10 protein-coding genes are annotated in these 12178 nt (G+C 73.2%); 5 read left to right on the top strand and 5 right to left on the bottom strand.

The features are described 5' to 3' along the window. Window positions 1–37 precede the first annotated feature (37 nt). The 3 genes from ABTY59_RS32775 to ABTY59_RS32765 all read right to left on the bottom strand — a co-directional run bounded on the left by ABTY59_RS32775 (window position 38) and on the right by ABTY59_RS32765 (window position 1917). A complete protein-coding gene (locus tag ABTY59_RS32775; protein WP_352022740.1) occupies window positions 38–886 on the bottom strand; it encodes a YhjD/YihY/BrkB family envelope integrity protein in 849 nt (282 codons plus the stop codon). Window positions 887–936: 50 nt separating this feature from the next. After that, window positions 937–1632: a DUF6766 family protein gene (locus tag ABTY59_RS32770; RefSeq protein WP_352022739.1), complete on the bottom strand. Its 696-nt coding sequence runs from the start codon at window positions 1630–1632 to the stop codon at window positions 937–939. Window positions 1633–1713: 81 nt separating this feature from the next. Continuing rightward, on the bottom strand, window positions 1714–1917 hold the full coding sequence (locus ABTY59_RS32765; RefSeq protein ID WP_352022738.1) for a hypothetical protein: 204 nt from the start codon (window positions 1915–1917) through the stop codon (window positions 1714–1716). Window positions 1918–2259: 342 nt separating this feature from the next. Here ABTY59_RS32765 and ABTY59_RS32760 point away from each other — a divergent pair, with 342 nt between their 5' ends. Further along, a complete protein-coding gene (locus tag ABTY59_RS32760) occupies window positions 2260–2613 on the top strand; it encodes a PRC-barrel domain-containing protein (RefSeq protein ID WP_352022737.1) in 354 nt (117 codons plus the stop codon). A 45-nt stretch (window positions 2614–2658) separates the two neighbouring features. On the opposite strand, the gene ABTY59_RS32755 is transcribed toward ABTY59_RS32760, so the two are convergent. Continuing rightward, a complete protein-coding gene (locus tag ABTY59_RS32755) occupies window positions 2659–3993 on the bottom strand; it encodes a M64 family metallopeptidase (protein ID WP_352022736.1) in 1335 nt (444 codons plus the stop codon). Window positions 3994–4126: 133 nt separating this feature from the next. On the opposite strand from ABTY59_RS32755, the gene ABTY59_RS32750 reads away from it, so the two are divergent. Further along, complete coding sequence (locus ABTY59_RS32750; RefSeq protein WP_352022735.1) at window positions 4127–5467, top strand: helix-turn-helix domain-containing protein; 1341 nt, start codon at window positions 4127–4129, stop codon at window positions 5465–5467. 12 nt (window positions 5468–5479) lie between these two features. Here ABTY59_RS32750 and ABTY59_RS32745 read toward each other — a convergent pair whose 3' ends face one another. Further along, a complete protein-coding gene (locus tag ABTY59_RS32745) occupies window positions 5480–6781 on the bottom strand; it encodes an MFS transporter (RefSeq protein ID WP_352022817.1) in 1302 nt (433 codons plus the stop codon). 314 nt (window positions 6782–7095) lie between these two features. Between ABTY59_RS32745 and ABTY59_RS32740 the strand changes: the two genes are divergently transcribed. From ABTY59_RS32740 to ABTY59_RS32730, 3 genes are all read left to right on the top strand, one after another. After that, window positions 7096–7695 carry an RNA polymerase sigma factor gene (locus ABTY59_RS32740; RefSeq protein WP_352022734.1) on the top strand — a complete coding sequence of 200 codons (600 nt, stop codon included), beginning with the start codon at window positions 7096–7098 and terminating at the stop codon, window positions 7693–7695. Continuing rightward, entirely contained in the window at window positions 7692–8051 is a 360-nt protein-coding gene (locus ABTY59_RS32735; protein WP_352022733.1) for a hypothetical protein, read from the top strand. The genes ABTY59_RS32740 and ABTY59_RS32735 overlap by 4 nt, the downstream gene beginning before the upstream one ends. A 311-nt stretch (window positions 8052–8362) precedes the next feature. Then, window positions 8363–12178, top strand: a 3816-nt coding sequence (locus tag ABTY59_RS32730) for a type I polyketide synthase (protein ID WP_352022732.1), incomplete at its 3' end; no start/stop codon positions are given.

The following is a 12178-nucleotide window of genomic DNA, read 5'->3' as shown; positions in this document are numbered from 1 at the left end:
GATCCATGACTCGCGTGCACGCCCCGCCACCGCTCCGTCACGGCGGTGGCGGCCCCCGACGGCGTCCGCGCCGCTCGCGCGCCCGCGTCACCCGGGGCAGCTCCTCGTGGACCAGGCGCCCCGTGAGCGCGCCCCCGAAGACGACGACGCCCACGGCGACGAGCCAGGTCTCGATGACGAGGAACGCCCCGAACGGGCCGTACGTGACGGCGCTGGACGCGATCAGCGGGGAGAAGACCAGCTCGGAGAAGACCCTCAGCCCCAGCAGCCCGAGCGCGGTGCACACGGCTCCCGGCAGCAGGGCCCGCCATCCGACGCGGCCGGCGAGCAGCAGCCACTGCGACCACCAGAAGAACAGGGTGCCGCTCAGCAGGCTGATGGCCCCACTCGCCGGCACCCCGTGCCAGAAGGGGGCGACCGCGAACGCGTAGAGGACCCCGATGAGCACGGCGAGCCACAGCACGTGACGCCAGCGGTTCCGCCAGTGCGCCGGAGGGAGGTCCCAGACCTTCTCGTAGCCGCTCTGGACGACCGTGCCGAACGTCAGACCGAAGACGGCGAGCAGGGCGAGGCCGAACGCCGTCGTGGTCCGCCGCACCTGACCCGGCAGCGCGAACAGCCGCTCGATCTCCGCCCTGGCCGCCTCGGAGACCCCGATGCCGTCCCCCAGCCACTGCGCGAACCCCTTCCCGCTGCCCGCGCCCGCCGCCGACACGACGATCAGCAACGGCACCAGCGTGAGGAAGCCGAGCGCGGCGAAACCCAGCGAACGCTGCCACAGCCCCAGGTCCCGCACCGGTGCCCACCGGTGTCCGGCCCGGACCCGGCGGATCGCGCTGCGGATCCGCCCGGCCCGGAACCATCGCCCGGTGGGACGGGTGACCATCCCTCCACGGTAGAACCGCGGCGCCGGGGCGACCAACGGGTCGGGCGGCGTCAGCCCTCGACGCCCGTGGCCTCGTGAGCGGCACCGACGGGCTTGGACTCGGGTGAGCCCCGTTGACGGAGGTAGACGGAGAGGACGGCCATCGCCGCGACGGCCAGCAGCTCCGACTGCCAGTTCTGCAGGGACCGGTTCCAGAAGTCGGCGGAGGCGAGGTAGGAGGCCCAGCCGACGGGGGCCTGGAGCTGCCGCAGGCGCAGTTCGTTGAAGGCGGCGGTGCCGGCGATCGACTGCGCCAGCCAGGACAGCAGGAAGAAGACGGCCATGACGAGGCCGAGGGAACGGGAGTACACGGCCTGCCGCCAGTCCTTCGTCCCTGCCCAGCGCGGCGAGTCGACCCGGGCGTGATCACCCATGCGCTGGTCGCGCTCGCTCTCCGTGCCCGCCTTGTGCAGCGGTTTGGACTCCGGCGAACCACGCTGGAGCAGATGGACCGTGCCGAAGACGTACAGGAAGAACTGCAGGAACTCCGACTGCCAGTTCTCGGTCACGTCGACGGCGAAGTCCGAGGACGTCAGGTACGCGCCGAGGCCGATCTGCTGCAGCCCCTCGACGGCGAGTTGCTCGTTGAACTCCGCGCGTCCTGCGACCGCCTGGGCGCCCAGGACCACCAGGAAGGCCGCGCCGAAGCCGAGCGTGAGGCTGTTCGACCGCCAGAACGCTCCCTTCGCGGCCCGGTCGTCCGTCACCGGTGCATCGCTCCGATCGCCGTGAAGTAGGCGAGCCCGCCCACGATGGTCACCACGCACACCACGAAGAGGGCCCGCACCTCACGCCCCCTTCAGCACGCAGTGGTACGGCGTGTCGCCCGGTTCGGCCACACAGCCGGCGGCGACGACCCGCCACCCCTCGTCGAACTCGGAGAGGAACAGGGTGTCGCCGCGGAGGCCGAGCAGCGCCTGCCTGCCGTAGACGTCCACGCTCCGTACCCCGCCGCCGCGGGGCAGGCCTGCCCCGCCAGCGCCTCCGCACACGGCTTCTCCTCCCCCTCCGCGAGCTGCTCACGGCTCTCGGGCGCGAGCAGCGCGCACGCGGCACGGAAGTCGCCGGCGGCCAGCGACTCCTCGAAGAAGCGGCCCGCCCGGGCCGCTTCGTCCTGGCGGGCCTGCGGGGCACCACAGGCGCCCAGGACGATCACGGCCGTCGTCACTCCGAGGAGCGGGGGGACTCTCACGCCCACACCCTGCATCCCCCGTCGGCGACGGCACGGGACGAGAGGTCGCGCGGACCCGCGCCTCACCCGTTCGGATCACCGGGGCGACGACGTGCGGGTGCCGGTGGCCCAGCGGACCATGGGAGGGAGGAGAGGTGCCGCCATGAGTGAGTTCGACATCTGGAACTACCGCCCCGCCGCCGGGTACCGGCAGGGCGTCGATCTCGTCGGGTACAAGGTCGAGGCCACGGACGGCGGCATCGGGAAGATCGACAGGCATTCCGAGGACGTCGGCTCCTCGTATCTGGTCGTCGACGTCGGCGCGTGGATCTTCGGACGGCGCGTGCTCCTCCCCGCCGGCACGATCGAGCTGATCGACACCGTCGAGGAGAAGGTGTACGTCGACCGCACGAAGGACCAGATCAAGGACGCCCCGGACTTCGACGAGGCGAGGTACGGCGGCGAGCCCACGTATCTGGAGCAGTTCGCCCGGTACTACGGCCAGCCGCACATGTGAGGGCGGCCGGGCCCGCGCCGGGCCGCCCTCCCGGGCCGGTGACGGTCAGCGCACGCGCCACGTGAGCGAGTTGCCCGTCGCCGCGCGGACGGCCGGGTCGCGGACGGCCGAGGTGGTGTCGGTGACCGTGGCCGTGACGCGCTGGCCGCTGCGGGTGGCGCCGAGCGCCGCGGGGGTCACGGCGCGGTCGCCCGCGGCCCGGGCGACCTGCTTGCCGTCGACGTACCAGGTCAGCCTCAGGGCGGACAGGCCGTTCACCGGGGCGAGGCTCACGGCGATCTTCTGGCCCGGTCGGACCCGGGTGCCGGACGGCACCGTCGAGGTGAGGCCGTCCGCGTACGCGTAGAAGCCCTTGATCATCGCCTCGCGGCCGACGTGGTTGAACTCCGTGGACGCCAGGGTGCGCATGAGGGAGGTGCTGGTGGGACGGTAGACGCCCGTCTCGTAGTAGTCGCCGCCCTCGTACGTGCCGATGACCGAGCCGGTCGGGTCCTGCTCGCCGAGCCAGCGGGACCACTTGCCCGTGCCGAGGTCGGGGGTGACCGAGATGTTGGCGCTCTCGGACGAGGGGTACGGGTAGGCGCCGTAGCCGGCGTACTGGTACTCGTCGGCCAGGTTGCCTATGGAGTGGCCGAGTTCATGGGCGCCGATCAGGTACGACTGCGGGTTGTCCGAGGACATCGTCGCCACGCCGTGGTACGAGGCACCGGTCGGCGGGGTGGGGAAGCTGTAGCCCGCGCCGCCGTACTTGGCGGAGTTGGCGATGACGAAGACGATGTCGGAGGCCGGCGCCTGGTTCGCGTACGCGGTGACCTTGTCCGTGTCCAGGCAGAGCAGCCGCTCGGTGTCCTCGCAGAAGAAGTACGAGCCGAGCGCGGTGTTCCTCACCACGCCGGCGGTCGGGTCGCCGGAGACGCCGGACTCGGCCGAGGCGGTGTCCACGAGCCAGATGTTGAACAGGCCGCGGTAACTGGCGTACGGCTCGATGGCGAAGACGTGGTCGAGGGTGGCCTGCGCGTCCGCGCGGAAGTCGGCCTGCTGGGCGGCCGTGTAGCCGTCGCCCATGATCACGAGGTCGAGGCGCCCGGAGACCGGTCCCGTCTCCTGGACGGGCGTGACCGAGGCGGCCGGGACGGCGGCCGAACCCGGTGCCTGGCGGCGGGCGATCCGGGCCGGGGGCTCGGCCGGGACCCGCTTGTGCCGGGGTGTGGCGCCCGGTCCGTCGAAGTACTCGACCTCGTGGGTCGCCACCGCGCCGGTCCCGGCGGCGGGAGCCGGGGCCGCTCCCGCCGTGTGCGCGCCCGCGAGCAGGGCGGCGGCGATGGCGACGGATCCGACGGAGGTGATCCAGCGTGTGCGGGCAGTTCCGTGTCCGGGCACGACGACCTCTCTCAACCGATGAGTTAAATGTGCTTAAGTAGCCGCTTAAGCTAGGGGGTTGGGAGGAGAGGGCACAAGCCCTCGGCGTGCGGGACACGAAAGGGGCGAGGTGGGCACTGGCATGATGGGGCGCATGGCGAAGCGGGACGACCCCGGGACGATCGGGCGCAGGGTGCAGGCCCTGCGGCTCCGGCGCGGCCTGACACAGCGCCAGCTCGCCGAGCCCGCGTACACGCCCGCCTACGTCTCCACCCTGGAGGCCGGACGCGTCCGCCCGTCCGACGAGGCGCTGCGCCACCTCGCCGACCGGCTCGGCGTCGCCTTCGAGGAACTCGCCACGGGACGGCCCGCCCACCTCGCCACCGACCTGCGCCTCCGGCTCACCGGGGCCCAGCGCACCCTCGCCGACGGCGAGGCCGAGGAGGCCGCCGTCCGGTACGCGGGACTCCTCGACGAGGCCGTGGCCCACGGGCTCGTCGAGGAGCAGGCCACGGCGCTGCTCGGACTCGGCGAGTGCCGCCTCGACACCGGGGACCTGGTGGCCGCCCGCGAGCACTTCGAGCACGCCGAGCGGACCCTCGCCGAGGCGTCCCTGCCCGCCCGCGTCCCGGCCCGGCGGGGGCGCGCCGTGGCCCACTACCTGGCCGGTGAACTCCGCTACGCGGTCTACCTCCTGGAGTCCACCCTCGACGAGCTCAACCTCGCCGGGCTCCACGACCCCGACGCGCTGCTCCTGCTCTACACCGCCGTGATCGGCCCCTACATGGACATGGGCGCCCAGGCCCGCGCCGCCCAGGCGGCCGAGCTGGCGCTCGCACTCGCCCCACGGGCCGAGGATCCCGCGCTGATCGCCCGGATGCACCGCTCGGTCGCGCGCACCCTGCTCGCCGAGGGCCGGATCGCCGAGGCCGACGCCTCGCTCGGCAAGGCGGCCGAGATGTACCGTCAGCTGAAGATCCGTACCGAGCTGGCCAACTGCCGCTGGATGCGCGGCTACGTGTACGCCCAGAACGGCGACCTCGCCCGCGCCGAGGAGGAACTGCGCGCCGCCCGGGCCATGCTCGCCTCGCACCGCGCCACGCTCTACAGCAGTCAGGTCGCCGTCGAGCTGGCCGACGTGCTGCACCGGCGAGGCACCTCCGACGAGGCCGCCGAGCTGCTGCGGGGGGTGCTCGGCGCCCTCTCCCCGGAGCGCGGCGCCGTCCACGCCGCCGCCGCGCACCGGCTCCTCGGCATCATCGCCGAGGACGCGGACGACACCGAGACCGCCGAAGAGCACTACGTGCGGGCCCTCAGCCTCCTGGAGCGGGCGGGCGCGGCAGGCGACCTCGCCGACCTGTGCCGCCTCCTCGGCGACCTGCTGCGCCGTACGGGACGGGTGGAGGCGGCGCTCGACGCGTACCGCACGGGGCTCGGGCACCGCACGGCCGGCACCACCACCCTGGGCCCGGCCCCCGCGCAGCCGCCCCTGTAGGCGCCGTGTCCGTCAGGCCGCGGCGCCGGCCGTCCGCCGGTCGCGCCGGGCCGGGACGAGGGCGGTGAGCATCAGGGCGGCGGTGAGCGCGAAGGCGGCCGGGTAGCCGGTCCGGGCCGCGAGGATCCCGAAGCCCACGGCCCCGACGCCCATGCCGGCGTCGAAGGCGAAGTTCCAGAGGGCGCTGACCGTGCCGTAGCCCGAGGCGGGGACCCGCGCGTACATCAGCGTCAGGGTGGCGTTCTGGGTGATGCCGAACCCGATGCCGAACAGGGTCACGCCGATCACGACGGCGACCGGGCTGTGCGTCAGGGCGGTGAGCAGCGTTCCCCCGGCCGCGGCGAGGAGGCCGGGCACGAGCAGGCGGGCCTGCCCGTGCCGGTCTCCCTGCCGGCCCGCGACCCAGCGGGCCGCGGTGGCGGCAGCGGTCTGGGCGAAGAGGGCGGTGGCGACGACGCCCGCCGAGGCCCTGGGGACGGCGAGCGGGAGGAAGGTGACGAGGATCCCGGCGGCGAGGGCGGTGACCCCGAAGACGAGCGCGGGCCGCGACAGCGCGGGGCTCCGGAAACCGTCGACCACGCCCGGGGGCCGGTCACCAGCTGCCGCTTCCTCGCGCCGCGCGCCGTCCATCGCCTCCTCGCGCCGTACACCGTCCATCGCCTCCTCGCGCCGTGCGCCGTCCGTCGTCGCGGCGGGCCGTGCGCGGGCCGTCCCCGCGTCCCGCTCGCGGTCCGGCAGGCCCGGGATCGAGGCGACGGCGGCCAGGGCGGCCACCGCTCCGGCGGCGAACACCGGGCCGTACCCCACGTGCGACACCAGCCACACTCCCAGGGGCAGCGCCACCACGGACGGGACCCCGGTGACGATGCCGACCAGGGCGAGACCCTCGCCGCGGCGCTCCGCCGGTATGAGCGAGGCGCTCAGGGCGCCGCCCGCGACCACGGTGAACGCGAAGCCGAGACCGCGCAGGACGCAGACCGCCGCGATCCACGGCGCGCTCCCCGACGCGGAGAGAGCGAACGCGGGCGCGCCGAGGAGGACGAGCCCCGCCACCAGCGCGAAGCGGTAGCCGAAGCGCGCGACGAGCCGGGGCGTGGCCAGCTCGCCCGCGACCGTGGCCAGCATCAGCGCGCCCGTGGCGAGCCCGGCGGCGGCGCCGTGGCCGCCGGCGGCGTCCTCGGCGTAGAGGGGGACGACCGACAGGAGCAGGTAGAAGCTCGTCGAGGCGCCGATGATCGAGACGAAACGCAGCAGCAGGGGCCGCGTCACCAGGGGCGGCCGTGAACCGGCGCCCTCCGCTGGGGAGTTGAGCATCTTGGTCACCCGCCGACGCTATCCACCCGTCGCGCCTCCCGGGGCCGCTCGGGGGGCGGTGACCCACCTCTCCGGGACGTGCGGAAAAAAACTTCGGCGGAACGCGAATCCTCTCGGCACCTCGCCGTCTCTTATGTGTGTACCGGCCGAACGGGGCCGGCGTAACCGGGAGGAAACAGCAAAATGGTGACTGCCATCATCGTGATCGGCGTGGTGCTCGTGGGTGCGTGCAGCTGGCACCTGATGCGGCGCTTCAACAAGAGCCGAAGCTGACCTGCGCCTGCGCGCGGGGTGCCTTCCGGTATGAGTAGCACATGAATCAACGCTTCCCCTGGCCTGACGAGCGGCTGATCAAGGCCGCTCAGGACGGCGACGTCACGTCGCTCACCACCGTCGTCATGGAATCGCAGCCGCATGTGCGCAAGTTCGCCATATCGCTGTGCGCCTCGCCGCAGGACGCGGAGGACGCGGCACAGGAGGCGCTGATCATCCTGTACCGGAAGATCGGCACCTTGCGGGCCACCGGCGCGCTCGCCTCGTGGATGTTCCGGATCGTGCGCAACGAATGCCTCCGGTCGCTACGGCTACTCGTCGCACGACGTGACGAAGTGACCGACGAACCGGGGGCGTACACGGAGCCGTCGGCCGAGGAGGCCGTGCTGTACAGGCTGGAAGTGGAGCGGATCGCGGCCGCGGTCAGCGCCCTTCCGCGCGACCAGCGGCAGGTCCTGATCATGCGCGACGTCCAGGGCCTGCCCGGCAAGACCGTGGCTCACACGCTCGGCCTGAGCAGCGCGGCGATGAAGTCGCGGCTGCACCGCGCACGTGCGGCACTGCGTCTCGCGCTGGAGGCGACCGACCAGCCGTCCGATCAAGCCATCGACCGACCAGTCGAAGGAGACCCACGACCATGAACACCGTGAACATCGTGAAGCCCCCCGAGGGCGTGAAGGCCCCGGTCACCGCGCCGTCCGCGGACCGGACCGGCGCGCCGTCCGCGGCGCCGAACTTCGCGAGCAAGTCCGTCCCGCGCCACCTGGCGCGCGGCGTCATCGGTTTCGGGCTGATCATCGGCTCGATCGCCATGGTGCCCGTGGCCGGCCCGGCCACGCTCCTCGCGGCGCCGCTCGCGCTCATCGCCTTCCGCGGCTGCCCGACCTGCTGGATGGTCGGCCTGGCGCAGACCATCTCCCGGGGCCGTCTGGAGCGCCAGTGCGTGGACGGCGTCTGCACCCTGACCAAGGCGCAGACGGGAGCGAAGAACGACTGAACCCCCAGCCCCACCGGCCTCCTGCCCCGGCCTGACCCCCACCCTCCCGCAGTCCGTCCCGGAGGGTGGTGTCACCGGGCCGGGAGGCTGCGGCCATGCCCCGAAACAGCCGTGAGACGACCGTCTCAAGAACGCCGCACAAGAGCATTCTGCTTTATCCGTCACATTCGTTTTGCCTACCAAACCCCCGTTCTAGCCATTGGTTTACGGACCGGCGCCTCGGTGCTAGGGTCCGCATCGAGATTGAGTCCGGCAGGGCCGCCGAGTCGGCAACGCCGTTGATCGTGCTTCACGGGGGGAGCAACAACACCATGATCCGCCATTCCCAGAACCGGGAAGAATCGGTCAGGGACGCACAGCCACGCCCGGCGTCCGAACAGATCGATGAGCACACCGTCGCCGTCGTGGGCCTTTCCTGCCGTTTTCCCGGCGGTGCCAACCCCGCCGAATTCTGGAATCTCCTCAGGAACGGCCAGGACGCCATAGCGGAACCGCCCGCCGATCGCGCGCACCTCGGTGTCCGGGACGACGGTTTACCGCGGCCCGGCGGTTTTCTGCCGCGCGTCGACACCTTCGACGCCGAGTTCTTCGGCATATCCCCGCGTGAAGCGGCCGCCATGGACCCGCAGCAGCGGCTCGTCCTCGAGCTCGCCTGGGAGGCACTCGAGGACGCCGGCATCGTCCCGGCCGCCCTCGCCGGCACGGCGACCGGCGTCTTCGTCGGCGCGATCGCCGACGACTACGCGGCCCTCACCCACGCGGCGGGCCCCGAGGCCACCTCCGCGCACACGGTGACGGGCCTGCACCGGAGCATCATCGCCAACCGCGTGTCCTACGTCCTCGGGCTCCAGGGCCCCAGCATGGTGGTGGACAGCGCGCAGTCGTCGTCGCTGGTCGCGGTACATCTGGCCTGTGAGAGCCTGCGGCGCGGCGAGTCCGTGACCGCGCTCGTCGGCGGCGTCAACCTCAACCTCGCGCCGGAGAGCACCCAGGCCCTGGCGGCCTTCGGCAGTCTCTCGCCCGACGGGCGATGTTACTCGTTGGACGCCCGGGCGAACGGGTATGTGCGAGGTGAGGGCGGCGGCGTCGTGGCGCTGAAACTCCTCAGTCGGGCCATCGCCGACGGGGACCGCATCCACTGTCTGCTGCACGGCGGGGCCGTGGGCAGCGACGGTGCGAGCGACACCCTCCCCACCCCTGACGGGAAAGCCCAGGAACGCGTCATACGTGACGCCTGGGAAAACTCCGGATTAACTCCGGAGCAAGCCCAGTACATCGAAATTCACGGGTCGGGCACCCGGGTCGGCGATCCCATCGAAGCCTCTGCTCTGGGCGCCGTATTCGCCTCCTCCCGCACGCCGGACAATCCGCTCCTGCTCGGATCCGTCAAGACGAACATCGGCCACCTCGAAGGGGCCGCGGGCATCGCAGGACTCGTCAAGACGATTCTCTGCGTCAAGGAACGAGAAATCGTTCCAACCCTCAACTATCGCACCCCCAATCCGCAGATCCCCTTCGCGGAACTGCGCCTCGCCGCCGCCACCGAAACGGGTCCGTGGCCGAATCCCGACGGCCCGCTCTACGCCGGTGTGACATCGGTCGGAATGGGCGGCACGAACTGCCATCTCGTCCTCGGCGAATGGCCGCGCACCACCGCCTCGCCCGATGAGGACCAGCCGGAATCGGCGCCGGGCCGAAACGCCTCCGCTCTCCTTCCGTGGGTCCTGTCCGGCCGCGGCGACACGGCGCTCCGCGCCCAGGCCGCCCGGCTCCGCGAGCACCTCACCGCCCACCCGGACCTCGACCCCGCCGAGGTCGCCCGGTCCCTCGTCCAGGACCGCACCGCCTTCTCCCACCGCGCCGTCCTGACCGGCACCGACCGGGCCGGACTGCTCGCCGCCCTGGACGCGGTCGCCGACGCCGGCGTCTCGCCGGACACGGTCTCCGGCAGCACCCCCGGCGCCCCGCGGCGCGCGGTCTTCGTCTTCCCCGGTCAGGGCTCCCAGTGGGCCGGCATGGCCGCCGGACTCCTCGACAGCGCACCCGTGTTCGCCCAGGCCGTCCAGGACTGCGAGCGCGCGCTCCGCCCGTACCGCGACTGGTCGCTGACCGACGTCCTGCGCGGCCGCCCCGACGCCCCCGCCCTCGACCGCGACGACGTCGTGCAGCCCGCCCTGTGGGCCGTGATGGTCGGACTCGCCGCCCTCTGGCGGGCGGCGGGGGTCGAACCGGCAGCGGTCGTGGGCCACTCGCAGGGCGAGATCGCCGCCGCCACCGTCAGCGGCGCGCTCACCCTGGACGACGCGGCCCGGCTGATCGCCGTGCGCAGCACCGCACTCGGCGCGCTCGCCGGGCGCGGCGGCGGCATGCTCACCGTCGCGCTCCCCGCCGACCGGGTCCGCGAGGACCTGGCCGGACGCCCCGGCCTCAGCGTGGCCGCGGTCAACTCGCCCGGCATGACCGTGGTCGCCGGCGACGGCGACGCCCTGGACGCCCTGGCCGCGCACTACGGCGAGGACGTCCGCACCCGTCGCGTCCCGGTCGCCTACGCCTCGCACAGCCCGCACGTCGACGCCGTCCGCGACACGCTCCCCGCCGAGCTCGCCGGGATCGCGCCGCGCGCCGGAACGGTGCCGCTGCACTCCACCGTGACCGGTACGGCCCTCGACGGTTCCGAGCTGGACGTCGACTACTGGTACCGCAACCTCCGTGAACCCGTCGGCTTCGAACCCGCCGTACGCGCCCTCCTTGAGGCGGGGCACGAACTGTTCATCGAGATGAGCCCGCACCCGGTCCTGGCGCTCGCGGTCCAGCAGACCGCGGAGGCCGCCGACCTGCCCGTCGCCGCGCTGGGGACCCTGCGCCGCGGCGAGGGCGGACCCCGCCGCCTGCTGCTCGCGTTCGGCGAGGCGTTCTGCCACGGCGCCGAGGTGGACTGGTCGACGCTCCTGCCCACCGGCACCGCCCGCGCCGAACTCCCGACGTACGCCTTCCAGCGGCGGCGCCACTGGATCTCCGGGCAGCCCCACGCCGCCCGGGCCCTCGCGCCCGCCGCCCCGACACCGCCGGCCGACGCGCTCCCGGAGGACGCCGCGGACGCGCCCGGCACCGAGCCCGGCCGCTCGCTGACCGGCCCGGCCGCCCTGGACCTCGTACGGGCACACACCGCCGCCGTACTCGGCCACGACTCCGTCGCCGAGGTCGAACCCCGGCGCACCTTCAAGGAGTTGGGCATCGACTCGGCCATGGTCGTCGAGCTCCGCAACCGGCTCGTCACCGCCACCGGGCGGGGGCTCCCCACCACCGTCGTGTACGACCACCCCAGCCCCGCCCGGCTCGCCGCGCTGCTCGCCGACGCGCCGGACGAGGCCGTGGCGGCGCCCGAGGCCCGTACCGACGAGGACGACCCCGTCGTGATCGTCGGCATCGGCTGCCGCTTCCCCGGCGGGATCGACTCGCCCGAGGCGCTGTGGCGGGTCGTCGCCGAACAGCGCGACGTCATCTCCGGCTTCCCCGCCGACCGGGGCTGGGACCTCGACGGGCTCTACCACCCCGATCCCGCCCACGTGGGCACCACCTACGTCCGCAACGGCGGATTCCTCGAAGGCGCCGCGGAGTTCGACGCCGAACTGTTCGGGATATCGCCGCGCGAGGCGCTCGCGATGGACCCGCAGCAGCGTGCCTACCTGGAGGTGTGCTGGGAGGCGCTGGAGCGCGCGGGCATCGCTCCTGACTCCCTGCGCGGTACCCAGGCCGGCGTGTTCGCCGGCGTGATGGCCCAGGAGTACGGTCCGCGCCTCGGCGAGGCGGGGGCGGGCGCCGCCGGGTTCGGTCTGACGGGGACGACGCCGAGTGTCACCTCCGGCCGCGTCGCGTACACGCTGGGTCTCCAGGGCCCGGCCCTCACCGTCGACACGGCCTGTTCGTCCTCGCTCGTGGCCCTGCACCTCGCGGTCAACGCCCTGCGGTCCGGGGAGTGTTCGCTGGCCCTCGCCGGCGGTGTGACGGTCATGTCGACACCCGGCATCTTCGTCGAGTTCTCGCGGCAGCGGGGCCTGGCGGCGGACGGCCGCTGCAAGTCGTTCTCCGCGGACGCCGACGGCACCGCCTGGGCCGAAGGCGTCGGC

Source organism: Streptomyces sp. NPDC096079, from assembly GCF_040303145.1.
In the GTDB taxonomy this organism is placed as follows: Bacteria; Actinomycetota; Actinomycetes; order Streptomycetales; family Streptomycetaceae; genus Streptomyces.
This window is presented reverse-complemented; position numbering and strand designations above follow the sequence as displayed.